General features: G+C 63.5%; 23 protein-coding genes and 1 pseudogene. 10 read left to right on the top strand and 14 right to left on the bottom strand.

Features of this window, described 5'->3' with window-relative positions:
- Positions 1 to 209 precede the first annotated feature (209 nt).
- Both AC0L2F_RS33120 and AC0L2F_RS33115 read right to left on the bottom strand, forming a co-directional pair.
- Positions 210 to 1484 (bottom strand): cytochrome P450, encoded by a 1275-nt coding sequence (locus AC0L2F_RS33120; RefSeq protein ID WP_473251247.1) that lies wholly within the window; start codon positions 1482 to 1484, stop codon positions 210 to 212.
- 209 nt (positions 1485 to 1693) lie between these two features.
- Entirely contained in the window at positions 1694 to 2959 is a 1266-nt protein-coding gene (locus tag AC0L2F_RS33115; RefSeq protein WP_007614506.1) for a cytochrome P450, read from the bottom strand.
- A gap of 379 nt (positions 2960 to 3338) precedes the next feature.
- Here AC0L2F_RS33115 and AC0L2F_RS33110 point away from each other — a divergent pair, with 379 nt between their 5' ends.
- Positions 3339 to 4484, top strand: coding sequence for a YjgN family protein (locus AC0L2F_RS33110; protein ID WP_371449409.1), 1146 nt, complete (start codon positions 3339 to 3341; stop codon positions 4482 to 4484).
- A gap of 3 nt (positions 4485 to 4487) precedes the next feature.
- Entirely contained in the window at positions 4488 to 5597 is a 1110-nt protein-coding gene (locus tag AC0L2F_RS33105) for a M48 family metallopeptidase (protein ID WP_473251246.1), read from the top strand.
- A gap of 18 nt (positions 5598 to 5615) precedes the next feature.
- On the opposite strand, the gene AC0L2F_RS33100 is transcribed toward AC0L2F_RS33105, so the two are convergent.
- The 4 genes from AC0L2F_RS33100 to AC0L2F_RS33085 all read right to left on the bottom strand — a co-directional run bounded on the left by AC0L2F_RS33100 (position 5616) and on the right by AC0L2F_RS33085 (position 9203).
- Complete coding sequence (locus tag AC0L2F_RS33100; RefSeq protein ID WP_007614503.1) at positions 5616 to 5825, bottom strand: hypothetical protein; 210 nt, start codon at positions 5823 to 5825, stop codon at positions 5616 to 5618.
- Between the two features lie 79 nt (positions 5826 to 5904).
- On the bottom strand, positions 5905 to 6534 hold the full coding sequence (upp, locus tag AC0L2F_RS33095) for a uracil phosphoribosyltransferase (protein WP_007614501.1): 630 nt from the start codon (positions 6532 to 6534) through the stop codon (positions 5905 to 5907).
- A 166-nt stretch (positions 6535 to 6700) separates the two neighbouring features.
- Positions 6701 to 7939 carry a URC4/urg3 family protein gene (locus AC0L2F_RS33090; RefSeq protein WP_473251245.1) on the bottom strand — a complete coding sequence of 413 codons (1239 nt, stop codon included), beginning with the start codon at positions 7937 to 7939 and terminating at the stop codon, positions 6701 to 6703.
- A 7-nt stretch (positions 7940 to 7946) separates the two neighbouring features.
- Positions 7947 to 9203 carry a GTP cyclohydrolase II gene (locus AC0L2F_RS33085; protein ID WP_007614497.1) on the bottom strand — a complete coding sequence of 419 codons (1257 nt, stop codon included), beginning with the start codon at positions 9201 to 9203 and terminating at the stop codon, positions 7947 to 7949.
- 398 nt (positions 9204 to 9601) lie between these two features.
- Between AC0L2F_RS33085 and AC0L2F_RS33080 the strand changes: the two genes are divergently transcribed.
- A complete protein-coding gene (locus AC0L2F_RS33080; RefSeq protein WP_473251244.1) occupies positions 9602 to 10729 on the top strand; it encodes a threonine synthase in 1128 nt (375 codons plus the stop codon).
- A 114-nt stretch (positions 10730 to 10843) separates the two neighbouring features.
- Here AC0L2F_RS33080 and AC0L2F_RS33075 read toward each other — a convergent pair whose 3' ends face one another.
- Together AC0L2F_RS33075 and AC0L2F_RS33070 are read right to left on the bottom strand one after the other, a co-directional pair.
- Complete coding sequence (locus AC0L2F_RS33075; protein ID WP_473251243.1) at positions 10844 to 11659, bottom strand: DUF2927 domain-containing protein; 816 nt, start codon at positions 11657 to 11659, stop codon at positions 10844 to 10846.
- Between the two features lie 69 nt (positions 11660 to 11728).
- The gene (locus tag AC0L2F_RS33070) at positions 11729 to 12304 is read right to left on the bottom strand and encodes a L,D-transpeptidase (protein ID WP_007614485.1); all 576 of its coding nucleotides are present in this window, start codon (positions 12302 to 12304) and stop codon (positions 11729 to 11731) included.
- A 262-nt stretch (positions 12305 to 12566) separates the two neighbouring features.
- Here AC0L2F_RS33070 and AC0L2F_RS33065 point away from each other — a divergent pair, with 262 nt between their 5' ends.
- Both AC0L2F_RS33065 and AC0L2F_RS33060 read left to right on the top strand, forming a co-directional pair.
- Positions 12567 to 14114, top strand: coding sequence for an acetolactate synthase large subunit (locus tag AC0L2F_RS33065; protein WP_473251242.1), 1548 nt, complete (start codon positions 12567 to 12569; stop codon positions 14112 to 14114).
- Between the two features lie 136 nt (positions 14115 to 14250).
- Complete coding sequence (locus AC0L2F_RS33060; RefSeq protein ID WP_473251241.1) at positions 14251 to 14769, top strand: hypothetical protein; 519 nt, start codon at positions 14251 to 14253, stop codon at positions 14767 to 14769.
- Positions 14770 to 14814: 45 nt separating this feature from the next.
- Here AC0L2F_RS33060 and AC0L2F_RS33055 read toward each other — a convergent pair whose 3' ends face one another.
- The 4 genes and pseudogenes from AC0L2F_RS33055 to AC0L2F_RS33040 form a co-directional block, all read right to left on the bottom strand.
- Positions 14815 to 15252 carry a hypothetical protein gene (locus AC0L2F_RS33055; protein ID WP_473251240.1) on the bottom strand — a complete coding sequence of 146 codons (438 nt, stop codon included), beginning with the start codon at positions 15250 to 15252 and terminating at the stop codon, positions 14815 to 14817.
- A 151-nt stretch (positions 15253 to 15403) separates the two neighbouring features.
- A complete protein-coding gene (locus AC0L2F_RS33050) occupies positions 15404 to 17005 on the bottom strand; it encodes a tetratricopeptide repeat protein (RefSeq protein WP_473251239.1) in 1602 nt (533 codons plus the stop codon).
- A gap of 263 nt (positions 17006 to 17268) precedes the next feature.
- The gene (locus tag AC0L2F_RS33045; protein ID WP_473251238.1) at positions 17269 to 18804 is read right to left on the bottom strand and encodes a peroxidase family protein; all 1536 of its coding nucleotides are present in this window, start codon (positions 18802 to 18804) and stop codon (positions 17269 to 17271) included.
- 324 nt (positions 18805 to 19128) lie between these two features.
- Positions 19129 to 19233 (bottom strand): annotated as a pseudogene (locus tag AC0L2F_RS33040) (DUF3551 domain-containing protein); the annotation flags it as partial.
- A 168-nt stretch (positions 19234 to 19401) separates the two neighbouring features.
- Between AC0L2F_RS33040 and AC0L2F_RS33035 the strand changes: the two are divergent.
- The 4 genes from AC0L2F_RS33035 (at position 19402) to AC0L2F_RS33020 (ending at position 21921) form a co-directional block, all read left to right on the top strand.
- Positions 19402 to 19740 carry a hypothetical protein gene (locus tag AC0L2F_RS33035; protein WP_063993803.1) on the top strand — a complete coding sequence of 113 codons (339 nt, stop codon included), beginning with the start codon at positions 19402 to 19404 and terminating at the stop codon, positions 19738 to 19740.
- Positions 19741 to 20102: 362 nt separating this feature from the next.
- Positions 20103 to 20615, top strand: coding sequence for a hypothetical protein (locus AC0L2F_RS33030; RefSeq protein WP_063993802.1), 513 nt, complete (start codon positions 20103 to 20105; stop codon positions 20613 to 20615).
- 91 nt (positions 20616 to 20706) lie between these two features.
- Positions 20707 to 21189, top strand: coding sequence for a transcription elongation factor GreA (gene greA / locus AC0L2F_RS33025; RefSeq protein ID WP_473251237.1), 483 nt, complete (start codon positions 20707 to 20709; stop codon positions 21187 to 21189).
- Positions 21190 to 21243: 54 nt separating this feature from the next.
- Complete coding sequence (locus AC0L2F_RS33020) at positions 21244 to 21921, top strand: hypothetical protein (RefSeq protein ID WP_473251236.1); 678 nt, start codon at positions 21244 to 21246, stop codon at positions 21919 to 21921.
- Positions 21922 to 22194: 273 nt separating this feature from the next.
- On the opposite strand, the gene AC0L2F_RS33015 is transcribed toward AC0L2F_RS33020, so the two are convergent.
- Entirely contained in the window at positions 22195 to 22467 is a 273-nt protein-coding gene (locus AC0L2F_RS33015; protein WP_473251235.1) for an AbrB/MazE/SpoVT family DNA-binding domain-containing protein, read from the bottom strand.
- Between the two features lie 627 nt (positions 22468 to 23094).
- On the opposite strand from AC0L2F_RS33015, the gene AC0L2F_RS33010 reads away from it, so the two are divergent.
- Positions 23095 to 24426 carry a tyrosine-type recombinase/integrase gene (locus tag AC0L2F_RS33010; RefSeq protein WP_473251234.1) on the top strand — a complete coding sequence of 444 codons (1332 nt, stop codon included), beginning with the start codon at positions 23095 to 23097 and terminating at the stop codon, positions 24424 to 24426.
- 1032 nt (positions 24427 to 25458) lie between these two features.
- On the opposite strand, the gene AC0L2F_RS33005 is transcribed toward AC0L2F_RS33010, so the two are convergent.
- The gene (locus AC0L2F_RS33005; RefSeq protein ID WP_473251233.1) at positions 25459 to 26358 is read right to left on the bottom strand and encodes an ImmA/IrrE family metallo-endopeptidase; all 900 of its coding nucleotides are present in this window, start codon (positions 26356 to 26358) and stop codon (positions 25459 to 25461) included.
- Between the last annotated feature and the right edge of the window lie 5 nt (positions 26359 to 26363).

Here is a 26363-nt window from a genome sequence, read left to right as displayed (position 1 = left end):
CCGCACCGCGCCGCGTCCCTTGGGTAGTGGCTTATCCTGCTCGGGCAAATCCTCAAACAATTGATCGTCAGCCATCACCAGCCCCTGCTTCGCCCCGTCATCGAATCATAGCAAAGCGGCTATGGCAAATGCCCGTTTAGACGAAAGATTCTCACCCTCTCAGGGTGAGGGGATAGAGTTGAACGCGCCGCAATGACGGACAGTGAAGTCTACCCCGGAATCCTCACCGGCAGTGACTCATAGCCCTTGATGAAGCTCGAATAGATCCGCTTGGGCTCGCCGACCACCTCGATGCGGTCGAAGCGCTTCAGCATCTCCTCCCAGACGATCTTGAGCTGGAGCTCGGCGAGGCGCATGCCGACGCAACGGTGGATGCCGAAGCCGAAGGAGAGGTGGGTGCGCGGCCGCGGGCGATCGATGACGAACTCGTTCGGCCTCTCGAACATCTCCTCGTCGCGGTTGCCGGAGACGTACCACATCACGACGCGGTCGCCCTTCTTGATGTGCTTGCCGCCAACTTCGGTGTCCTGCAGCGCAGTGCGGCGCATATGCGCGAGCGGGGTCTGCCAGCGGATCACCTCGGGCACCATGGAATCGATCAGTTCCGGGTTGGCGCGCAGCCTGTCGTACTGCTCCGGGTTCTCGTTCAATGCCAGCACCGAGCCGGTCATGGTGTTGCGCGTGGTGTCGTTGCCGCCGACGATGAGCAGGATGATGTTGCCCATGAGATTGTCGGGGTCCATGAATCGCGTGGCGTCGTTGTGCGCCATCAGCGACAGCAGATCGTTGCGCGGCGCGGAGTTGACGCGCTCATTCCACAGCTTGGACATGTAGGCGTAGCATTCGTCCATCTCGCGACGGCGCTCCTCGGCCGAGGCCACGATGCCGCTCTTGGGCAGCGCGGTCGCGACATCGGACCAGCGCGTCAGCTTGCGCCGTTCTTCCCAGGGGAAGTCGAACAGGGTGGCCAGCATCTGCGTCGTCAATTCGATCGAGACGCGCTCGACAAAATTGAAGGTCTCGTTGCGCGGCAGATTGTCGAGCACGGTCTGCGAGCGCTGGCGGATCAGTTTCGCCAATTCGTCCAGATGCGTCGGCGTGAACATCGGCGACACCGTCTTGCGCTGCGACGAATGACGCGGCTGGTCCATGGCGATGAAGCTCGGCCAGTCGTAGCCTTCCGGCACGTCGCGGATCCCGATGCCGCCGAGCGTTGAATCGGAGGAGAACAGGCCGTGATTGGTGTCGACATGCATGATGTCGTTGTATTTCACCACCGACCAATACGGCTCGATCGGTGCATTGGTGCAGTAATGCACCGGCTCTTCCTTGCGCAGCCGCTCGAACCACGGCCACAGGGTATCGTCCTGGAACAGCCTGGGCGCGCCGGGGTGGAATTGCGCCAGCGGCGTCGCATAGGCCTCCTCGCGGGCCCGACGCATGCGTTCGGCCTTGTCCACTTGAACCGGCGCTTGAATGTTCATGGTGGTTGCTCCAGTGTTTGAATCGGACGCCGGGACGCAGTTCACCTCGCCCCGCTTGCGGGGAGAGGTCGGATCGCATCGTTAGATGCGATCCGGGTGAGGGGGACTCTCCACGATCCGGCTGTCACCGTCCTCGCGGAGACTCCCCCTCACCCCACCCTCTCCCCGCAAGCGGGGCGAGGGAGACAAGCACCGGCGCATGCCGCACGTCACGCCGCAATCTTCACCGGCAAGGTTTCGAGACCCTTCACGAAACTCGAATAGACCCGCTTGGGTTCGCCGACCACCTCGATATGGTCGAATCGCTTGAGGATCTCTTCCCAGATAATCTTGAGCTGGAGTTCGGCAAGCCGCAAGCCGACGCAGCGGTGGATGCCGAAGCCGAACGAGAGATGCGTGCGCGGGCGGGCGCGGTCAATGATGAATTCGTAGGGCTTTTCGATCGCGTCGGCGTCGCGGTTGCCCGAGACGTACCACATCACGACCTTGTCACCTTTCTTGATCTGCTTGCCGCGGAACTCGAAGTCGGCAAGCGCGGTGCGGCGCATATGGGCCAGCGGCGTCTGCCAGCGGATCACTTCCGGCACGAAGCTGTCGAGCAGCGCGGGATTTTCGCGCAGCTTGCGATATTGCTCCGGATGCTGGCTCAGCGCGTGGAGCGAGCCCGACATGGTGTTGCGGGTGGTGTCGTTGCCGCCGACGATCAGAAGGATGAGATTGCCGAGGAAGTTCTTCGCGTCCATGTCGCGCGTCGCGGCGCCATGCGCCATCATCGACAACAGGTCGCTCTTCGGCGGCTGCGCGATGCGTTCCTTCCACAGCCGCGCGAAATAGCCGGCGCATTCCGTCAGCTCGGCCTGACGCTCGTCTTCGGTGGCGACGAGGCCATCGGGTCCGGGAATGGTGGTCGCGATGTCCGACCAGCGCGTCAGCTTGCGGCGATCCTCCCAGGGAAAATCGAACAGCACCGCGAGCATCTGCGTGGTGAGCTCGATCGAGACATGGTCGACCCAGTCGAACACCTCGCCGCGCGGCAGATTGTCCAGGCACTCGGCCGAGCGCTGGCGGATGCTCAGCGCGAGATTGTCCAGATGCGTCGGTGTGAACATCGGCGCCACGGTCTTGCGCTGCGCCGCGTGGCGCGGCGGGTCCATCGAGATGAAGCTCTCGCGGCGCAGATCCGGATCGATGTCGCGGATGGTGATGCCGCCGAGCGAGGAGGCCGAGGAGAACACCGAATGATTGGTCTCGATCTCCATGATGTCGTTGTAGCGCGTCACCGACCAATACGGCCCGAACATCGAGTCCTTGCAATAGTGCACGGGATCTTCGCGGCGCAGGCGATCGAAATAGGGCCAGAACGTATCGGTCCTGAACAGCTCGGGGTCGCCCGGATCGAACTGCTCCAGCGGCAGTGACGTAGCGCGTGCGCGTAACGCGTCGAGCTTCGCCGCGTTTTCGATGGTCCCATGCATGACCGCTCTCCCTGACGTCAACCGCGCGTTCTCGTTGAATTCTGCGCTGCGGCATTTGATTTGCAATTACAGCCGGTTGTCTGCGCCGGAGCAAGGGCGAGTTTTTGCCACGTGGGTGTGTAGTAGCCCGGATGGAGCGAAGCGAAATCCGGGATTCAGGCCGCCACTGCCGCCGTCCCGGATTGCGCTCCGCTCCATCCGGGCTACGAGGCTATTGATTTAACAACGTGATCTCGCGCACGCCCTCGGCCGTGGAATCGTGCCAGAAAGCGACTGGAATCGAGCCAAATCGAACCCGCCCATCTTGGGGATCGACTAATCTCTGATCTATAGTTTGATCGAACCAGGTCCGCACCCCGAGGTTGCCGCCGTGAACGACATGCAATGGGCCCCCATCGGCTCCGAACCTTTACCCCCGCCGCTGCCGCCCACGCGGGTCGATTTCACCGGCAACCGCACCGAGTTTCGCAAATTGGTCACCAAGGGTGCCCTGCTGGAGCTCGTCACCTTCGGCTTCTACCGGTTCTGGCTCGTCACCGACATCCGCCGTCATCTGTGGGCGAACACCGCGGTCGATGGCGACGCCGCCGAATATACCGGCCGGGCCAAGGAGCTTCTGGTCGGCTTCCTGTTCGCGCTCGCGATCCTGGTGCCGATCTACCTCGCTTACTTCCTTGTCGGAATCGAGTTCGAGCGCTGGCAGGGCTTTGCCTCGACGCCGCTGTTCATCAGCTTCTACGCCTTCGGCCAGTTCGCGATCTTTCGCGCGCGGCGCTATCGCCTGACGCGCACGGTCTGGCGCGGCGTGCGGTTCTGGATGGACGGATCGGGCTGGGCCTATTCGTTCCGCGCCATGCTGTGGGGCTTGCTGGTGTTTCTGACGCTTGGGCTCGCATTGCCGTGGCGCGAGGCCTCGCTCGAACGCTACAAGATGCGGCACACCCATTACGGCGATTTGCGCGGCGATTTCGAAGCCGACGGCTGGACGTTCTTCAAGCGCGGCTGGTGGCTGTGGCTGTTGAGCCCGATAGCGATGGTGATCTTTCCGCTCGCGCCGTTCTTCTATGCCGAGTTCAAGGCGCGCGAGTGGCGCTGGTGGCTCGACGGTATCCGCATCGGCGATGTCAGCGTGTCCTCGCAACTGCCGCACAACGCATTCTACGGCCTGTACTGGAAGGTGATCGGCTGGTGGATGCTGCTCTCGGTGATCTTCGCCGCCTATGTCGGCGGAGCCACCATGCTCGTCGTCAAGCTGAGCGGTCTTTCGGTCGAGCAGGCGTTGGGGCCCGGCAATGCCGCCAAGAGCATCCCGACACTGGTGATGATGGTGATCGGCTACTTCGCACTCGCTCTCGCCCTCAACATCGTCATGCGGGTCTATCTCCAGCGCGATCTCTGGGCCAAGGTGCTGGAAACGGTCGATGTGCACAACATCGCCGCCGCCGCGGATGTGCGCGGCAGCGCCGAACTTGCCAGCGCTCTGGGCGAAGGCTTTGCCGATGGGCTCGATGTCGCGGGATTCTGAGCTGTGAGTGAGTTGTCCACCGAGGCCCCGGCTCAGTCCGCGAAGCCGACGATCTTCTTCGACGGCGTGTCGAGCCGCAGGCGGCAGGTGGCACTGACGCTCATTGACGCGCTCGATATCCTCGAAGAGGGTGCGACGCCCGTTCGCTGGGCCTATGCCGACATCCGCCGCGCTGACAGCCCGCCCGGAATTTTGCGGCTCGCCTGCGCTTCCGCGCCGCCGCTGGCCCGGCTGGAAATCCGCGACGCGCGGCTCGCCTCCGACGTGACCGCGCGCTGCATGCGGCTCGACGACCACCAGACCTCGCGCCGCGGCGTCGCAAAGATCGTCGGCTGGTCGATGGCTGCCGCCGTCTCCATCGTCTGCGTCGTGCTGTTCGGCGTGCCGCTCGCTGCCGACCGCCTCGCGCCGCTGGTGCCGAAACCGATCGAGCGGCGCATCGGCGATGCGTCGGAGGTTCAGGTGAAGACGATCTTCGGCCGCAACGCGTGCGAGGACGCGGCGGGGAAGGCGGCGTTCATCAAGCTCGTCAATCGGCTGCGCGATGCCGCCGGCCTCGACGACGATTCCATGACCGCGGGCGTGCTGCCGACCCCGGTGCCGAACGCGTTCGCGCTGCCCGGCGGCAAGGTCTTCGTGCTGAAGGGCCTGCTCGACAAGGCCGAAAGCCCGGACGAGCTCGCCGGCATCCTCGCCCACGAGCTCGGTCATCTCAAGCATTACGACAACATGCGCGGCCTGATCTACAACGGCGGCACCTCGTTCCTGATCGGCTTGTTGTTCGGCGACGTCACCGGCTCGAGCGCCGTGATCTTCGCCTCGCGTAGCGTGGTCGAGGCCTCCTATTCGCGCGAGGCCGAGACCGCTGCGGATACGTTTGCCATCGAGATCATGCACAAGCTCGGCCGTTCGCCGAAGCCCGCGGCCGAATTGATGTTCCGCATCACCGGCAAGGAGGGCGGCGGCCTCACGTCGATCCTGGCGAGCCATCCGCTGACCGAGGACCGCCTCGCACGCATGACGAAAGAAGACCGCCCCGCCAGCGGCGCGCCGCTGCTGACCGATGCGGAGTGGCGGTCACTGAAGGGGATCTGCGGCAGCGGCAAGGTATAACGCGCCGCCCTCGGCGCATCATTTCGCGGGCGCAGCAGGCGGGTTCGATCCGGTGGTGACGCTCGGCGCGTTGTTCGGGCTGGAGGTCGTGGTCTGCGGACCGACGTCGCGTCCATTGTAGAAGAAGACGGCCGCGACCACGGCGATCACGAAGATCGCGCCGATCGCCCAGCCCACCGGGCTGTTGCGGCGTGCTCTGTCTGCCCTGCGGTCATCCTGATAGGTCATCGTGCTCTCCATCGTAGAGCAGGAAGAACCTTGCGCGGACGAAGCTGTTCCTAACGTGACGCGGTTTGCGGGCCGGCGCCTATCTCGTCCCGTAGGCGCGGTCGCCGGCGTCCCCGAGGCCCGGCAGGATAAAGCCGTTCTCGTCGAGACCTTCGTCCACCGCGGCCGTCCAGATCGGGACGTCAGGATGCAGTCCGCGCAGCCGCTCGAGCCCTTCGGGGGCGGCGATCAGGCAGGCGAGGCGAATATCCTTGGCGCCGCGCTCCTTCAGCCGGTCGATTGCGGCCACAGCCGTGTTGGCGGTCGCTACCACCGGCGTCACCACGATCGCCAGGCGCTCGCTGAGATCGGACGGCGATTTGAAGAAGTACTCGACCGCCGCAAAACTGTGCGGCTCACGATAGAGTCCGATATGGGCGACGCGCGCGGTCGGCACCAAATCCATCATGCCGTCGACGAAGGTCGTGCCGGCGCGCAGCATCGGCACGAACACCAGCTTCTTGCCCGCGATCTTGGCCGAATGCATCGTCGCCAGCGGCGTTTCGATGACGGTATCGGCGAGCGGCAGGTCGCGCGTCACCTCGTAGCACAGCAGCATGCCGATCTCCTTGATCAGCTCCCGAAACGATTTGGTCGAGATCGATTTGTCCCGCACCAGGGTCAGCTTGTGCTGCACCAGCGGATGATCGACGATCGTAACGCCTTGCATGACGGGGTGCCTTTCTTCCTTCTCCCCTTGTGGGAGAAGGTGGCGCGAAGCGCCGGATGAGGGGTACTTTCCGCGAACTCCTGTGAGAGATGCTCTCGCGGAAGCAACCCCTCACCCGTCTCGCCGCTGTCGCGGCGAGCCACCCTCTCCCACAAGGGGAGAGGGTTCAAAACACCGTGCCGTCGCTGATCACCTTGAGCGGCGGCGAACCGTCGGGCCGGCGCGCGAAGGCGATCGCGCGGCCCGCGGCCCAGGTGCCGCCTTCCAGAATGCTGGCGAGCGGCAATGTTTCAGGGGTGCGGCCGAGTTTTGCGCGAACCAGTTCGGCGAGCCGGTCCAGCAGCGCCACCGTCAGCGCGCGCCACTCGACGACGAGCAGGGAGTCCACCGCATGCGCATGTTCGGCGTCAGCGGCGTCGCGCAGGCGCAACACCTCGTGATCGACGAACAGGCCGCCATTGCGATATTCGGCAAGCCCGGTCAGGCCGTCGATGTCGGTGACGTCAAATCCGGCGCGCTGCAGCGGCTCGATCAGCGAATAGCTCAACCATTGCGACAGCTTGTGCAGGGGCACGAGACCTGCGGTCGCATCGCTGGCCTTGATCGCCGGATGGCGCCAGCAATCGCCGAGCGGAATCCCGGCAAGCTCGAGCCGCGACGGCCAGATCGGTCCGAGCTGGTTCAGCACCGCGGATAGGATCGCGGGCGCGGGAACCGCGCCGCCCTTCGCCTGCGCCGCGATGTGATCGAACAGCCCGCCCGGCCGCGGCGTGTCGTGCGAGCCGAACACGTCCGCGCGCTCCGCCACCAGGTTGCCCAGACGCCGCAGCAGATCGGTCCGCCCCTCGAGCCCGAGCAGCGGATTGGCATCGCTCACCTGAAAGGCCGGAGTGAGCGCGGCGAGCGGCAGTTGCGCGAGCACGTCGGCGTCGGCCCTGAAAGGCGCGCGGGCATCGTGGGCAAAAAGACCGCTCGCGAACATGTCGAGACTTGCAATCGCCAGTCCTTCGGATCGGCCGATGCTTTGTCCCGTCACAGCGTCGCGGTATCGCCACGCCGCACCCGCGCCGGCATCGAGCAGCACGCTGACGATGGCAAGGTCGAACTCCGCGCGCGCCCGCGCCGCGCGATCGGCCCATGACGCCGAATCCGCAAGCCGCGCCCAACGGCCGACGCCGCCGAGCACGAAATGCCGCCAGCGCGCATGGAACGGAATCTCCAGCGTGGGATAGGCTTTTCGCGTGACAGCCAACACGGCGTCGGCAACGCCGTCCATGCGATCGAGATCGATCGTGAAGTGCGTCAGCCCTCCGTTCAGGCCGATCTCGAGCATCTCGCCGGCACGCGCGCGAACCGCTGCTGCGCTGAGCAGCGAACGGGCCTGCAATTCCGAAGCGTCTGCCATCAATCGATCAGTATTTTTCCAGCGAACGCCCGACCACGCCGTCGACGTCCTTCTCCGGCGCGATGTCGGTGGAGTAATAGCCGGCGGCCTTCTTCGCGGCGATCTCGACATAGGCGTCGGCGGGAATGAGCTCGGGCGGGATCGGCACGCGCTCGACGATGTCGATGCCCTGAGAGGTCAGCGCGTCGTGCTTCATGTCGCTCATCGACAGGAAGCGGTCGATGCGCTTCAGGCCGAGCCAGTGGATCGTATCCGGCATCAATTGCTGGAAACGCGCGTCCTGGACGCCGGCGACGCATTCGGTGCGCTCGAAATAGGCGGCGGCGGCGTCGCCGTCCTCCTGGCGCTTGCGCGCATTGTAGACCAGGAATTTCGTGACCTCGCCGAGCGCGCGGCCTTCCTTGCGGTTGTAGATCACGAGCCCGAGCCCGCCCTCCTGGGCGCCGCGCGCGGATTCCTCGATGCCGTGAATGAGGTAGGGCCGGCAGGTGCAGATGTCGGAGCCGAACACGTCGGAGCCGTTGCACTCGTCATGCACGCGGCAGGTGATCTTGGTGCGATGGTCCGGCAGTTTTGTCACATCGCCGAACATGTAGACGGTGGTGCCGCCGATCGGTGGCAGAAACACCTTCATGTCCGGCCGGGTCACGAGCTCAGGGAACATGCCGGCGGTCTGCTCGAACAGCGTGCGCCGCAGCTCGGTCTCGTTGGTGGCAAAGCGCTCCGCAAGACCCGGCAGATACCAGACCGGATCGATCGCGATCTTCACCACCGACACGCTGCCATTGGCGTGCACGACGTCGCCGTCGGCGCGCAGGCGCTTGGCGGCGAGCGCCTCGCGGATCTCCGGCAGGTCCAGCCGCGCACGCGTCACCGCGATGCTCGGCCTGATGTCGATGCCCTCAGCGATGTCCTTGCCGAAATTCTCGGCGACGAGATGCCCCCAGGGATCGAGCGCGACGATCTTGGCGGGATCGCTCCATTGCGGAAACGGCCCGATGGTGGCGGCCGGAAAGGTATTGGTGAGGTCGGGACGCCGGATCGGATCGAGTGCGCCGGCGGACACCGCGAGCGCGCGGTACATCGCATAGGAGCCGCCATGGCTGCCGATCACGTTGCGATCCCCGGCGCGCGACACCGTGCCGATGATCGGCCCGCGGGCGCGTGCGTCGGCGGCGCCCCAGTGGATCGGGAAGGCGGCTGTCCTGCCCGGCTCCGGATGGGAGGTCAGGCGGATGTGGTCGGTACGGTTCGCGCGGCTCATGACCAAACTCCCAAAAAGCCAACGGCCCGCCGCTCGGACGGGCCTTGGCTCGTCGCGCAGCCGATGCGGAACATCGGCGGCGCGAGCTCAATCCAACATATTGTAGCGGGCAGTCGCGACAGACAAGTTAATCGTGCTGCGCGGGCAGGCCGGTTCGCGGCCAAATTCCCGTCGTCCGGCGACCCGGCAGCACTTGCCCGAGTGCCACGCCACCGCACTGGCGGAGCTCGCTCCCGTCGCCGTAAGCTGATGAAGTAATTATGGTTTTCACGTTTTCAAGAGGCGGTGCACGGCTTGCGCGCCTGCCGTCGAGTTTCCGGACAAAACGTGTCATCAAACCCAACGTACAGATCGCCTTTGCCCTATCGCCAGCCTCATCGTCTTCCTTGGAGACTGCCATGCCCGCCGCCGCCTACATCGATCCCCGCAACGGAAAGCTCTATCCGCTGGACCAGCCGCGCTGGTGCTCGGACGAACGCACGCCGCTGCTGGTGACGCCGGGGGCCGGGATGTCGCGCGAGGACATCGACGGCCGGGCGCGCTCGCTCTGGCGCTACCGGGCGGCGTTGCCGGTCGAGATCAAGACTCCGATCACGCTCGGCGAAGGCTGCACGCCGCTGGTGCAGCAGGCCTGGGGCGAGCTGCGCCCGTGCTTCAAGCTCGAATGGTTCAACCCGACCGGCAGCTTCAAGGACCGGGGCTCCGCCGTGATGCTGTCCTTCCTTCGGCAGATCGGCGTCGAGGCCATTCTGGAGGACTCGTCCGGCAATGGCGGCTCGTCGATGGCGGGGTTAGGTGCCGCCGGCGGCATGCGCGTGAAGATTCTCACGCCGGCGTCGACGTCGCCGGCCAAGATCGCGCAGGTCCGCGCCTATGGCGCGGCAGTGCAGCTCGTCGAGGGCCCGCGCGAGGAATCGGAGGCCGAGGCCATCCGGCAGTCCAGCCAGACCTTCTACGCCAGCCACAATTGGCAACCGTTCTTCCTCGAAGGCACCAAGTCGCTCGCCTATGAGATATGGGAAGATCTCGGCTTTCGCGCCCCCGACAACGTCATCGTTCCCGTCGGTGCCGGCAGCTCTCTGCTCGGTTGCGCCTTCGGCTTCCGTGAGCTGTTGAAAGCCGGCCAGATCACCAGGCTGCCGCGCCTGTTCGCGGCGCAGCCACTCAATTGCTCGCCGATCGATGCAAGCTTCAAGACGGGCGTCGATACGCCTGTCGCCCGCGAGGTCAGCAAGACCATCGCCGAAGGCACCGCGATCAAGCATCCGCTGCGCCTGCGCGAGATCATCGGCGCGTTGCGCGAGAGCGGTGGCGGCACTGTCGCGCTCACCGAGGACGAGATCGTCGCGGCGCTGCGGCGTCTTGCGCGGCAGGGCCTGTTCGCCGAGCCGACCAGCGCCAGTGCGGCCGCCGCGCTGGACAAACTGTCCGCCACCGGTGCCATCAGGGCGAACGAGACCACGGTCGCGGTCCTCACCGGCACCGGCCTCAAGGCCGCGACCATCGTTGCCGATCTCGTGCAGTAGGGACGATACGCTTCATCAGTCATTGCGAGCGCAGCGAAGCAATCCAGAATCTTTCCGCGGAGACAGTCTGGATTGCTTCGCTGCGCTCGCAATGACGGGTAGAGATGAAACTGATTACTCCTTCAAATCATTCACGCGCTTCACCCACGTCCTGACATCGGTGAGCACGTCGGGCAGCGCGGCCTTGACCTCAGCCACGGTCATGCCCGCCTTGATGCGGGGATCGTAGAGCAGGTTGAGGATGTACTGGTCGTAGACGTCGAAATAGCCCATCGAGACGTTGTCGTTGAACATGGTCCAGGGCACGCTCGCGGTGTCGTTGATCGGGCCGAGCGATTGCAGCAGCTCCTCATAGGCGCAGTCGAGGAAGGTGAAATCGCCGTTGTCCACGGTGAGGATGACGTCGGAATGCTCGATCTCGAAATTGTCGTTCTTGCGGAAGCCGGACAGGCATTGCGGATCGAGCGAGGTGCGGATCTCGCGGGCCTTCTCCGCACCGTAGAAGCTCGAGATGGTGCGGAACAGATCGCGGTCGCGCACGAGCTTCACCCGCACATTGGCGGCCTCGCTGCTGTCGATCATGGCGATGTCGAGATGCTGCACGCGCTTGCCGATGTCGGCCACGACCTTTGCGAGCTGCGCCTTGCGGTCGGCGCGGTCGCTCTCGGCAAACACGCGCACCGGTCCGTCGAACTTGCGGATGCGGTCGACACGGCCGGCAAGGTGGTATTCGGCGCCGAATGCCGTCTTCAGAAAGCCATCGACGATCTCGCCGTCGGTAAAGCTCTTCTTCTCGGCGCGCTGGCGCGAGGCGATCGCGGCCAATTCGCCCGCGACGGCGATGGTAGCGGTGTCAGGGGCAAACGCGACGGTGGCGAGCGCCAGCAGGGCGATGCGAAAGCCGGACGAAGGCGGGGCCATTGCGCTCATTGCCGGGCGACGCTGCCGTATTCGCCTCGCGCACACAAGACCGCATATCCACGCGCCCGGCGGTTCCTGCTAATTGTTCAGCACAACCACGGTGGTGCCAACCCCGACGCGGCCGTAGAGGTCGGTGACGTCGTCGTTGGTCATGCGGAAGCAGCCCGAGGATACCGCCTGGCCGATCGTCTCCGGCTCGTTGGAGCCGTGGATGCGGTAGAGCGTCGAGCCCAGATACATCGCGCGCGCACCGAGCGGATTCTCGATGCCGCCCTTCATGTGGCGCGGCAGGTCCGGCCGGCGCGCGATCATCTGCGACGGCGGCGTCCAGTCCGGCCACTCCTTCTTCGCGGTGATCCTGTGCACGCCGCCCCAGCGGAAGCCGTCACGGCCGACGCCGATGCCGTAGCGCAGGGCCTGGCCGCCTCCCAGCACCAGATAGAGCCGGCGCTCGGTGGTGTTCACCACGACCGTGCCCGGCGCGTAATTGGTCGGATACATCACGGTCGAGCGCGGGATCGGGCTCGCGCCACCGCCGAGAAATCCGCCGGAACTGGTACCCGTGAAGTCTACCATCCCTGCCGCGGACACGCCGCTCGCGCCGGTGACCAAAAGCGCCATTGCGGCGACCGACGCGGCAAAAAACCGGAACATGCTCTACCCCCGGGGAAAATCGATTCAACACACCCATCAGAGGCCATATTCGCCGGGATTTCGCAAGCCCCGGCGCCGTGAACGTGCGCAACCCGATGGCGTCGCCGTTAGCGAATCCGTAAACCGTGACCGTCAAATTGAACGGCGAGGTCCGCAGCCGCGGGGCCGGGCAGGGCAGCAATGCCGCCGAATGCTTTGACGAAGACGGCGAACAATGTTTGATCGGCCGTGGATCTACGATCATGGTTGCGGGAGCTGACGGATGAACGGTGCGGAAAGTCTGGTGCGGACGATGGTCAAGGGCGGGGTCGACGTCTGCTTCTCCAACCCCGGCACCTCTGAGATGCATTTTGTCGCAGCGCTCGACCGCGTGCCCGGCATGCGTTGCGTGCTCGGCCTGTTCGAAGGCGTGGTGACGGGCGCCGCCGACGGCTATTTCCGCATGAAGGGCACGCCGGCCTCGACGCTGCTGCATCTCGGTCCCGGCCTCGCCAACGGCCTTGCCAATCTGCACAACGCCAAGAAGGCGAATTCCGGCATCGTCAACATCGTCGGCCAGCACGCCGTCTACCACATCGGCTACAACGCGCCGCTGACCTCCGACATCGAGGGCCTGGCCCGGCCGATGTCCTCCTGGGTCCGGACCTCGCCGGACTCCAAATCGGTCGCCGCCGACGGTGCCGCGGCGATCGCCGCCGCCAAGAGCGCGCCGCCGCAGATCGCGACCCTGATCCTGCCCGCCGACACCGCCTGGAACGAAGCGGACGGCATCGCCGAGGTTCCGGCCGAGCAGCAGCGCGCGAGCTATTCGCCGCAGGCCGTCGAGCAGGCCGCAAAGATCCTGCACGGCGACGGCGAGGGCACGCTGCTGCTGATGACCGGCAGTGCGCTGAGCGAGCAGGGCCTGGCGCTGGCCGAGCGCATCGCCGCCAAGACCGGCTGCACCGTGATGGGCCCGACCTTCCGTCCCAGGATGGCGCGCGGCCGCGGCCGCTTCTCGATCGACCGCATCCATTACGTGATCGACAACGCGCTGCAGATGCTGGCGAGGTTCCGCCATATCGTGCTGGTCGAGTCCGACGATCCCGTGGCCTTCTTCGCCTATCCGAACAAGCCGAGCATCCTCAAGCCCGAGGGCTGCGACGTGCATCGCATGACCTCCTGGGGCGAGAATTCGGTCGCGGCACTGGAAGCGCTCGCCGGCGCGGTGAAGGCCAGCGCGAAGGACGTCAAGCCGCAGGCCTCGGCCGAGCTGCTCAAGCCGACCGGCGCACTGACCCACGCCTCGATCGCCCAGTCGATCGCCTATGCGATTCCGGAGAATGCGATTCTGGTCGACGAATCCCTCACCACCGGCCGCGCCTTCTTCCCGCCGACGGCGGCGGCTGCTCCGCACGACTGGCTCCAGAACATGGGCGGCTCGATCGGCTTCTCGACGCCGCTCTCGATCGGTGCCGCGATCGCCTGCCCGGACCGCAAGGTGATCTGCATGGTCGGCGACGGCAGCGCGATGTACACGATCCAGTCGCTGTGGACGCAGGCAAGAGAAAACCTCAACATCGTCACCATCGTGTTCGCCAATCGCATCTACCAGATCCTGCGCGGCGAGTTCGACAATGTTGGTGCCGGCGAACCCGGCCAGCGCGCCACCGACATGCTTCGTCTCGACCGGCCGACGCTGGATTTCGTGGCGCTGGCCAAGGGCATGGGCGTGCCCGGCCGCGCCGTCACCAACGCGGACGAGTTCAACAAGGCGCTGGCCGAAGCCGTCGCCGAGCCCGGGCCGCGGCTGATCGAAGTCCAGATGTAACTCTGGTCGATTGCGCCGCGAATTCCGGCCTCATGTAGCCCGGATGGAGCGCAGCGTAATCCGGGACGCCGTGCGTTTTGCGAGAACCCGGATTGCGCTGCGCTCCATCCGGGCTACGATTGGGCCCGGAGGCAAGATGCAGACCGAGCTGAACAAGGTGATCGCGGCGCTCCGGGACTTCTACGCGCATGAAGCATTCCTGTTCGAGAAGGACATCGGCGAGCGTGCCATCACGCACCGCTTCGCCGTGCATCTGGAGACGCAGTTCTCCGGCTGGTCGGTCGATTGCAACTACGACCGGCTCGGCGAGCGTACGCTGCATCTGCCGCACGGCACCATCATCTCGACCGACGATCATCTGGGCAAGTCGATCTACCCGGACGTCGTGGTGCATCAGCGCGAGATCCCGAACAATTTGCTCACCGTGGAGATCCGCAAGGCGAGCAATCACACCGCGCTCGACCACGACCAGTACAAGCTGATGGCGCTGACCGATGCGCACGTCTGGTTCGCCTTCTGGATCGGCGTGCTGCTGGTGCTGGACAAGGACCATGTGACGATCTCGGAGGTCTATGTCAGCGGCGTCCTCGATCAGCCGCTGTCGCGCTGGTTCGCCACGCGGCTCGCGGAGATCGGCCTGGGGACGGCGCGGTAAGGCGTGTGCCGAGATTGTCGCCTTCAATTCAGCTATTGCTTTGAGTCATAACCCAAGCGCGATCTCGGCCCATTTCAACATGCTGTCGCTATTGAGGAACGACAGCACCGCCGGCTCCAGTGACGCTGTCGCGCCCGGTGCGAGCAAAGCCGTCGCGGCCACCATGTCGCAGCGTTGATTGAAGGCGAGTGAGAGCGCTGCCTTCGGGTTCCCCTCGACGCGATATGCCCGGCTGCGACCGCGCATCGGACCGACGACGATCTCTCGGCCCGCCCCCATCGGCGTTGCCTTGCCAATCAGCGGCAGATCGCCCATCTGCTCGAGGTCGCCGTCGTCGGCAACGCCGGTGGCGCAATTGCAAAAGCCGAGCTTGGCGCGAACGTAGAGCTGGACTTCGCCACCGCAATCCGCGGCCTTGCAGCGGAACGCCTTGCCTTTCCCCCACGGATCCGCTCCGAAAGGCCAATCAATTTCCGTCCACACGGGTCGGACCTCCCCGGATGCCGCTGTTGCGCGTGCCGGTTCACCGGATCGCAATATCCAGACCGCAGCGGCTGCGCAGAGCAGTGCAGCGACTGCGCCGATTGCAACAAATTTGCCTGTCAGGCGCATGGATGCTGCCGCGGCACTTTTGCTAATTCTGAGCCATCAACTTTCGTGCGGCTGCAAGGTCTTCCCGCGACGAGTCGCCATTTCTCGCCGTTTCGACGATTTTTGCGTAGTACTGGCGGGCCTTCACAGCATCCCCCGCTTTCTCGGCCGCGTGGGCGGCGCCGATGGTCGCGCCAAAGCGGTTCGGCTCCTTGCGCATGGTGCTTTCAAACGCGGTCAATGCCTCGGTCGCCATGCCGCGTTCGAGCAGCATGGTCCCGTAAAGCTCGCGTGCGGGGGCAAGCGGACCCGGCGTCACGATGGATTTTTCGGTCTTGTCTTCGGCATCGGCGGCAAGGCGCATCGCTTCCAGCGCCTCCACCTGTTTCCCCCGGGCGTTGAGCTGCCAGGCTGTGGCGACCTGCCGCTGGATGTCCACGATTTCGGTCCAATAGGCGTCCTTGTCCTGCTGCAGCTTGTCCCGCAACTCCGCCAACTTGGCGATGTCCGCCGTTGCTGCGTCTGCATTGCCGGAGCGCGCGGCGCCAAGGGCGCGGGCGAAATAGGTGATCGCATCGACATAGGCAAACCGGCTCGGCTCGACCTTCAACGCGGCAGCACCTTTCCAATCACCGCGCTCGACCATATAGCGCGCCTGGCTGGCCGCTATCGCGTAGGGACCGGCGCGGACAGCCGGCGCATAGCCCGTGGTCGCAACCATATCCGCGATGACGTCGCTGGCGCGGCTGTCCTGCGCAAGCTGGAGCAGGGCGTAGACCATATAGTCGTCGGCATGCAGCTGCTCGCTGGGGTCCTTGCCCTCCTTGGCAGCCTTGGCGGAACGGCTATTGGCGTCGATGGATTCGTTCCAGTAGCCGACGCGCGTGAAGATGTGCGACGGCATATGCAAGGCGTGCGGTGCCGCCGGCGCGATCTCGGAGTAGCGCTTGGCAGCGTCGAGTCCCTGCTCTGCGATCGCCGGATAGTCATAGAGGTGGATCAGGTAATGCGCGACGCCGGGATGCCGCGGCTGGCGCTTGAAGATCGGCTCCAGGATAGCAGCGCCCTTGAGCTGGTTGGCATAGGTCTTGTCGTTTGGTGACGCCGTGACATTCAGCGTGATGGCGTAGGCGATCTGCGCCTCGTCATCATCGGGATAGCGCGCGGCGACGGCTTCGGTTGCCTTGAGATAGGCCTGCGCCCGCTGGCCAAACGTCGTCTTCTCGTCGCCCGAATAGAAGGCCAGCAGCGCGTCGATATAGTCGCGTTCGCGTTCGCTCTTGGCGCCGAGTGCCTTGGCCTTCTGCAGCGCGGCGAGGCCTCCGGCGAGGTTTTCCTTCGGCGCGGGAAAATGCGGATTGTACAGCAGGCTCAGCGCAATGCCCCAATAGGCGATCGCGCAATCCGGATCGGCCTGCAGCGTCTCCTCGAAAATTTCCTTTGCGGGCCGGTACCAGAATGAATGCTGATAGCGCATGCCGCGATCAAAGCGGCGCTGCGCCACCTCATTGCAGGTGGTCTGGAAGTGCACCTTGCCAAATTGCTCGTCGGTCCCGTCCTCCGCGCGTGCGGCAGGCGTGCCGGAAATCGAACCCAGGGCAGCGAGGGCGAGAAGAGAGACGGTTCTCAAGGCGAGCGCGCGCATCAGCCCCTCCATTTTCTGTTCAGAATAAATTTGGTCGGATGGCGCCGATAAAACCGAGGGCGCCGAAATTCGTACTGCTGAGATTGGCAATGGCAATTGTCTTGTTGAAGGATTTCTCCATTTGCGATGCGAGTCAACAGGAAGCGGACGGATTCGCGTTAGGGAAGCACGCCTGCCAGGACCCGTCCGCCCGCCCGTCGAGGCGATGGGGCCACAAGGCCGCTCGCACGACGAGCGGCCTTGCATCATCGTCCGTGACCCGCTCAATGCAGCGGGTCGCCCTGGCCGAGCGCGTAGGCGACGAGGTCCTTCAGCGCGAAGCCGGAGCCGGTCACCGGCGTCCATTGCGGGTCGAGCGACAGCACGGAGGAATTATCTCCGAACATCATGCCGAGGAAGACCTCGGCGACGATGCGGCCGCCGACCGGTCCGAGTTGCGGTGTCTTGACCGTGGCGGGCCCACCGGTAGCCGGGATTGGCATGTCCGTCGCGTTTTGCCGCGCCTCGGCCAGGATATAGGCCCACAGCGGGCAGTTGTCGGCGAACACGCCATTCGCGATGCTCGCGATCTTGACTTGCGGATCGCCCGGTCCCGGCTCGTCGACGGCCTTGCCGATGATGATCTCGTCGTCGGTCAGCGGCGTCAGGTTCATCGCCCGGGCGACGGCCTGGCCCGACGGCAGTCCGAGCCGCCAGCTGCGCTCGAGATTGCGTAGCGCCAGCGACGCCGGATTGGAGGCGACTTCCGGCGGCAGCTTGCGCAGCGGGTCCACCAGCGAGGCATCGATGCGATAGGCGAACTGCAACCGCCTCTTGTTGTCGGGATTGGTGTCGTCGTCCTCGACGCCGTAGGGACGCGTGTCGAGATCGATGAAGCGGCCCCAGTCCATGGCGCGTCCGGGTCCCATCGCGCGGAAGCCGGTCAGTGCGTTGTGGTCGGGATTGTTGGGATCGGGGAAGATCTGCAACAGCATGTTGGCCGCGTCGTTCAGCCGGTAGCCGGGGCGGATCATGGAATGCCCGAGCCGGTAGGCCGCGACCGAGAATTCGACCGGCATGAACGGATAGGTCTTCCAATGGTAGTAAGCGAGCTTGCTGCGGTCATATTGACCTGCGGTCTTCAGCTCGTCCAGCACGCTGGCGTGGACGATGCGCGGCAGGAAGTCGTTCAGCACGACGTACTGATAGTGGAATCGAACGCGCTGCTGCACGTCTTCGAACGACAGGCTGTCATTGTCGTCGACCATGCGGTTGTGAAAGCGCAGCATCAGGGCCTGAAAGTGCGAGACGATGCTGTTCTCGTCGTTGCGGGGATCGCCGATCAGCGCGCGGCCCTTGAAGCGCGGCAGGTCGACCGCATCGGGCACGCCCGCGCCGGTGACCTTCTCGCCGAGCCGGAACTTATTGCCGTCATACATGTAGGGCTGGTCGTTCGGGCCGCGGCCGTAGACATTGTCCATGTCGAGCGAAGGCGTGCGGAAATCGACGAGGCCGTCGGGATCCTGCTGCTTGGTCAGCGAGCTGACCGGATCGAAGGTGATGTCGTGGTCGACGAACTGGCCGAAATAAGTGTAGAGCGAAGGAATGCCGCTCTCTTCCGCGTCCGGCCCGTCCTTCGGCCCGTCGAAGCCGGCGATCATCTTGTCGGCGAGCGCCGACAGGTTTGCGATCGTGTTGGAATCGTTCGGGCCGAATTTGGCCGGTGCGAGCTTGCGGAACATGCGGCCGAAGCGGCCTTGCGAAAGCGGCGAACGCGTTGCGTTCAGACCGCGCGGAACAATTGCGTGGCGGCTGCTCATTGAAACACCTTCCTGAAAAGTCGGATGAAACAGTTCGGGCTCAAGTTTCTCGCGCTGGGATTTGCAGCCTAGGCGCGATCACGCCTGCCACGAGCGAGATGGATCACAATTGCCCGTCATCGAAATTTTCGGAAGGTGTGCTTGGCCCGCAAGCCACGGCGGCGCATCGTGAATTTCTCCGTGACGATGACGGATAACATTCTCGTCATCGACGGACGCAGGCGGCTTCGGGCAGTATCAATTCGCCGGAGCGTCGGCGAAGCGGATCGTCTTCACGTAAAAAATTGTGACGGCGTGCGCGGCATGCGCGCACGCCGCGAATCGTCAGTAGTCGCGCTGCTGCGAGAACGCGTAGCGCGGGCTGATGCCACAATGGGACGACGTGCCGGACGCGGTGGCAAGGCACTGCTGGTAGCTGGCGAACTGGCAATATGCCTTGCGTTCGCGACAAGGCACATCGTGTCGCAGCCTGCCGCCGGCAATGTGATCTCGGCCACAGTTCACGATGGGGTTCGAGCCTATCGTGAACGGACTTGCACGCGTCGATCCCGGAGAACTACGCTTGCCTTGTTCGGATCAGGTATTTTGGAGGTTCTAATGCAGAAATCATACTTGCTGGCTGCGACAGCAGCGCTGGCGCTTCTCATGCAGACACCGCTCGCGCTGGCGCAGGGCGCACCAGCCGCCGCCGGAACCGCGGCGCCTGCGGCGACAACCGCCGCGCCGGCAGCGACGACCACAGCGCCTGCCGCCACGAATGACGCTTCCAGCCAGCCGACCGACTCCAAAAAGAGTGCGTCGAAGAAGCCGGCGAAGAAGAAGATGACGCGGCAGCAGGAGATCGATCACTCGGTCGACAGCGGCACGGTGCCCGCGCGCTACCGCAGCTCGGTGCCGAAGCAGTACCAGCAATACATTCCGTTCGATAAGCAGTGACGGATCGCACGGCGGCGCGGCGTGATCGGGCGTCGCGCCGCCGCTGCATGGCAAGCCTATCGCATGTGAGAGGCAGCTTCCCTGTAGCCCATCCTTCGAGACGCGCGCTTTGGCGGGCTCCTCAGGATGAGGGCAAAGTTCGCGGCGGCAATTTCGACAGAACCGGTGCTGCCTAGCCTCATCCTGAGGAGACCGCGGAGCGGTCGTCTCGAAGGAGGAGGCGCGCGCTCAGGCCCGCCAATGAGCCATATGCGATACCTTGGGTGCCCACGGGGACGGCCGTGGCCAAGCGGCATCTGAAGACGTAACGGCTGGCGGTCCGCGCGAGCGGTGCTAGAGTAGGCCGAAGCCTGGGGGAAGTAATGAGTGACGACGTGAGGGATGCTGGCCTTGTGGCCATGATCAGCAGCATCCTGGGAGGCAACAAGCGCAATTCAGAAAGTGTTGCGCCGCCGCCGCTCATCGAGGTTCCGCCGCCGACCGCGCCGACGAACGGATTTGAGCTGGTCGAGCCCGCCCCCGATACATCGCCCGCCAATCCAGAGAACAAGCCCGAAAATAATTCCGAGAACGCGCCCGATGCGACGCCGGCTGCCGCGAAGCCGGCCGAGCCGCCGGCGAAGATCGCCACCACACCTGATGGCAAGCAGTTGCTGCCTGCCGAGGCGATCGCCGATCTCGTCCTGGGTGAGCTGCGCAAGCTGGAGGATTTTCCGGCGGCCGGCGCCTCCGTGACGGTCTATGGTTACAGGCACTGGAACGCGATGATCACCTTCGCGCCGTTCTCGACCACGTTCCGGGATGCCACGCGGTTCCGCCAGGCCATGCCGGATATCGTCTTCAAGCTGCGCCGTTTCGTCGAACTTGAGATATGATCCGGGATGATCGCCAGCTTCGGCCCGCCGCGTTTCCTCGCGGCGCGCAGGCGCGGGCCGTGAGCCCGAACAGTTCGACAGGATTTTCGACTTGAGCGTTGCCTTTACCAAAGAAGAGAGCGCGGAAACCGCCGCCGAGACGCTGTTGCCGGATCGGCCGATCTCGCCGCATCCAAACCTCGTGACGGAAGCAGGCTTGCAGGCGTTGCAGGTGCAGCTCCAAGACGCACGCGCAGCCTATGAAGCCGCGCAGGCCATCGAGGACGTCAACGAAAAGCGCCGGCAATCGGCGGTGCCGTTGCGTGACGCCCGCTATCTCACCGAACGGCTGCGCACGGCGCAGGTCATTGCCGCCCCGGCCTCGGCCGATATCGTCGCCTTCGGCAGCACGGTGACCTTCAGCCGCGCCGATGGCCGCGTGCAAACCTATCGCATCGTCGGCGAGGACGAAGCCGACCCCAAGGCCGGCTCGATCTCGTTCGTGGCTCCGGTGGCGAAGTCGTTGATGGGGAAGGCGGTCGGGGATGTCGTGGGGTCGGGCGCGCGGGAGATCGAGATTTTGTCGATCGGGTAGGGGACGTTTATTGATGGTTTCCGCTGTGTCCGCGCAACAAGGCGCGATAGCTGGATGAGGCGGTTTCTGTCGGGAGCATTGCCGTTCTACGCGCTGGCCGGATTGGCCATGTGCATGTACCTCGTCCTGTACAGGACAAACCTCTTCGACTTGAACGCCATCGTCCAGGATGCGACCGGTTCGTCGTGGTTTTTGGTCTTCATATTCGTCTGCGTGCTGCTGGAGTCGGTCTTCCCGTATTTTGGCTATTTTCCCGGAACCGCCCTCATCCTGATGTCCGTGGCGCTCAATCCGAAGCCTGCGGACGTCTCCGTTTTCATCGTGGCGTGGCTGGCCATCATCCTGGGCGCCGTTCTGAGCTACGGACAGGCTCGTTTTTTCAGACCGCTGTTGCAGCGGGTTGCCTCAAAGGCGGCCCTGAACCGCTGTGAGTCCCTCCTCGACGCCTACGGTCCTTACGCGCGCATTGCCCTGTTCATTCATCCCAACGCCTGCGCGATGTATTTCACGGCACTCGGACTTCTCGGCCGCAACCTGACGCGCGAACTCGCCTATCTCGCCGTGGGTGCAGCAGCCTCCGTGGGCGTGCTGTTCGTCGTCGTGAGCAGACTCGTGTCGTCCGTAGGCACGACAGACGATGGCGAATTGCAGCTGCTCCTGGCCGCAGCGCTGCTCGCCATCGGGACCTTGGTCGGTCTCTACGCGGCCTGGCGGCCGGCGCGGGCGGCTTGATCCGCCATCAGACTTCAGCCCCCGCGACGATGCCATCATGCCAGTGTTTTGCCCGACGGCGCAAGTGAATTCGGAAAAAGAGTAGTTACTCGCAGGGGGCGCATCGCGCGGTGAGGCGTTCGCGCAGCGCGAGCGCGGCTACGGCAAACGGACTTTCGCCAAGCCCATCGCCTTCGCCGATCTGACGAATCGCTGATTGAAGGTCAGTAAGGCATCGCAGGAAGCAGCCCGCCCAAGGTGGAGCAAATCGGCAAAATCCATGCAAGATTGATATCAATCGCGAGCATGACGTCTTCGCGCCTCTGCAGCGATACCCGCCTCCATCTCTTCCACGCTTTTTGGCTTGCCCCGATAGGGCAGCGACGCGAAGACATCCGTGGTCTTGGCCGGCGCGAAAAGCGAGGCCGGTTTGAGAAGCACTCCCTCCGGCGTGTTCTCGATCGTGAGCTGCGTACCCGCCCGCCAGCAGCGCTCATCACGGATCGCCTTCGGCAGGACGACCTGACCCTTGGTCGTGACGGTCGTCGTCAGCTTGTCCAAAGCCATGCGGTCTCCTTGGTACGACAAAAGTTAGACAAGTCGGCCGCCCTTCAGGCAAGGGCGGTCAGCCTTAAATCGCTGCGATTGATCACGTCATGTGGGCCGCACCCAAAGAATCAAAACATTCGGGAAAGCGTAACCCCTTGATTTCGCACGCGTCGGCTACTGTGCATGGAGTTGTTTTCGACATTTTTGATCGAGACGGTCCCCACACGCGACCGTGCGTCGACGATGGGTCTGCGATCAGCAGGGTTCAGGAAGGTGGATGGTGGGCGCACAAGGGATCGAACCTTGGACCTCTCCCGTGTGAACCACAATCCGTAGATCCGACCCAACCAAATCCGGCCATAGTTGAAATGTAAAAACCCCCTTTATTTAATGTGGGTTGCAGCCCTATTCGGCCATATGAGCCCATAGGTGACCTTACTACAGTTTGTATGCCCCCGTTGTGCCCGCCGTGGATTTTCCCTCGGGGCACAAAAACGGGGGGAGGTCTGAGACCCGGTTTTGTTTTGGGTCTGTGGATCCTCCCCGCGCGGGCACACGGCAAAAGGGAGGGTCTGAGGCCCAGTTCTGTTCGAGGGCTGACCGCCCTTCTTGCGGGGCACGCTGGGCAGAGAGAGGGAAGGAATCATGACGGAGCCGGCCAACCAGCTTACACTCACCGATACGGTGATCCGCAACGCAACGCTGCCGCCCGGTAAGGCGCAGCATTATCTTCACGACGACAAGCTGCCCGGCCTCGCCTTGCGCATGCGCGCCACCGGCGGCCGGACCTGGGTCTACCTCTTCACCAAGCCGGGGGTGAGGGGTACCCAGCGCAAGACCCTCGGCGCGTGGCCCAAATATAATGAGAAAGCCGCGCGCAAGGCCGCCACCATCGCCGCAGGCGAGGTCGTCAAGGGCTTGGACCCAAACGACGCGAAGCGCGAGGCGAGGCGGCAACAGGCAGCCGAGAAGCAGCGCACCACGCTCGCGACCCTCATTATTGAAGATGGTTCCTACCAGACGTCCCTGACCGAACGTCAAGTGGTCAATTGGAAGCCAGCAATGTCGGCGCTGCGGCGCGGGCTCAAGGATCACGCCGAAAGCGGTGTGGGGGACTTAACGCGACGGCAGATCATGGCTGCGGTCGACAAGATTGCCAAGACCGGCAAGCGCGGTGCAGCTAGGGACTTGCGCAAGCACGTGCATACCTTCCTCGAATGGTGCGTCGGCGAGGGCTATGTCGAACACAACGTACTCGCCGGCTATCGCGCGCCCAAGGAAACGCGCGCGCAAAGGGTCGGACGCCGAACGAAGGGTCGCGCGCTGACCGATGAGGAAATCATCAAGGTCTGGGATGCATCCGGCAAGCTCGGGGCTTTCGGTCTCCTGGCACGCATGTGTCTGCTCGGCGGCCCGCGCCGCAGCGAGCCTACCATGATCGAGTGGCAAAAGCACATCATGGACGGTCGGATCACCTTCGATGCGGCGTGGACCAAGATGGGGTTGCACCACGATGTGCCGCGCACTCACCTAGTTGACGAGGTGCTCACGGCCGCGAAACATTTTCAGCGGGCAACCTCCGACTATGTCTTCCCATCACCAAAGACCGGCGGCCAGATGTCCGGCTTCACCAAAATGGTCAACCGCTTGGTCAAGGAAGCGAGCGTCGCCAAGTTCACCATGCATGACTTAAGGCGCAGCTTGCGCACGATCATGTCGCGCTGCGGCTACGACAACGAAATCCAGCGGCTGTGTGTTGGGCAAAAGCCGGGTGGAATTGATCAGGTCTACAATCACGACGAACAGTGGATCATCCGCAAGATGGCGTTCGAAGCGGCCCACGACTACATTGCGGAATTGGTCGGCGCGAAACGGGTCGGCAAAATCGTGCGCCTTCAGCGGACGAATCCGCTTGACCCGATCAAGGCCGAGCTCCTCGGCCGTCTCCGTGAGCATTATGCGGCTGAGGCCTCTTAGTGGTCTTATCGCACTTGGCCAGATAGTCACGCACCGCATCGACACGATAGAGGGGGCGGCCATCAACATAGCGCCATTTCAGCGAGTGGTTCGGATCGCGCCGCCACTGCTCCAGCGCTCCGGGCGTGCGCCGGATGACCGCAGCTGCCTCTAATGCCGTCAAATTAGAGCTGGCCGGCAGCGTATCGATATCGAACGTCGCGGGCGGCGGCATGCGACGGTTCTTGCGATGGCGCTTCGTGGCGGCCGGCATTTCGGTACTATCAGGCGACCCTGATGCCTCGGTCTGGGTCTTTTCATCCTCGCCACCCATGCCTCCACCCCGAACTATGATCGGTCTGAGGCAACCAAATCGTAGGATACCGCAGCAAGAAAGAAATCGAGCGCGCGAGTATGGCTGTCGGGTAGCTCTGGCGTACAAATGGGACGAATGGGTTTGATTGCCTTGGGACGCGGCCGGGAGCACTTATGGAAATCACTACGCCCTTCGGCCTCATAACCTGAAGGTCATAGGTTCAAATCCTATCCCCGCAACCAAGATTTGATAGCAATATCAAAGAATTAGCCCGCCTCTGGCGGGCTTTTTCATTCCTTACGAGACGCTATCAGGCTATCCAAAAAGAAACCATTGTTTCGCAATGGGTTAGAGGAATTCCGGCTCGGATTCCCAAGCTCTACCAAAAATTCCACGGCACAAAACTGGCACAAAACGGCACAAAAATTCGGAACGCGAGCGGCTTCGTTGAGCTGCTAATTTGGGGACATTTGCGATGTCGCGCTAAGCGGCATTGATTGTCGAATTCGACCGGAGCGGTCTCAGAAATCTCTCATTAAGAATTTCGTCTACCTTGACGCCCGCGCGTTCGCCGTAGGTATCCAGAGCACCAGAGCCGCGTCTGGACGCAGCATGGTCTTATTATCTCATCAGCGTCAGATATACCGAATATCATGGCCCTTCAAGGCGGGCCGTTGCCGGCTACTGAATAGCATTAGTATTCCTCACCATTAAGCGAAGCGCGCCATTGCATCTGTTTACTTCTTCAGAAGTGCGCCGACCAAACTCAGCATTGGTTTACGCCGGACGAGGACGAGCAAGGCGTGAGTGTTCCACCATGAATGCCACTCGAACACGACGTCGGCACCGTTTACGGGAAGGCCGTCGGCGCCGTTGCATATCCTGTTGAGGTCTCTTGCCGCCACCCATGGATGGCCGGTCCGAAGAGCCTGCGGAGGGTCAATGTCCGGATAGCGCTGGTTAAATGCCGGTGACCCAACCGAACGCCATATCGTCAATACGCGGTTGCCGTGTTCATCGATCGCTGAACTCGGATAATACTGGAGCAGCGCCAACGCTTCGTCTTGTTCTTCGACAAATCGCCAGGCAGTCGATTGCTTTGAGGCCCCATGCTGATCGGCAAGGGTAAACACCGCGTCGAAACTTGGGTGAAAATCCCGCGCTCGCGTACGAAAGCGCTGTCCTTGAAAGATAGTTTCCGCGCCGAAGAAGTTAGCCTCTTGCTCAAAGGTCGCCTTTGCGTTCGGCGACAAAGACTCCGTGTCGTCCAGATAGGCCGGGTCAATCGCATGCCAGGGCATGACTTGATGCCCTAGCTCATGTGCCTTCACGAAAAGCTCCCGGCCGTTCTTTGAATCAGGTGGAATATAAGTCGTCTTGGTCCGGAGGTCCGCAATTCCGCGAAGCTTTTGCATCGCGCTCTTGAAAAAGCCCTTGGCTTGATCCGAGAGCGTTTGCAAGAACGTCTCGTCCGGCAATTGCTCAACGTTGGTAACTTTGGCGATTTTGAATAAATGGTCGATCGGTGTCGGGAGAATGCCTTCGGCATCGGCTTCGCGAATGAGTTTCCGGACAAGATCCGAAATCCTCGTCTCGGATTCTGGCCTTACCTCTATCTTCTGCTTGGGCAAGGCCATAATTG

The sequence above is a fragment of the Bradyrhizobium sp. Ken64 genome, from assembly GCF_055807555.1.
The sequence above is the reverse complement of the archived record's forward strand: the minus strand, read 5'-3'. Positions and strand labels throughout refer to the sequence as shown.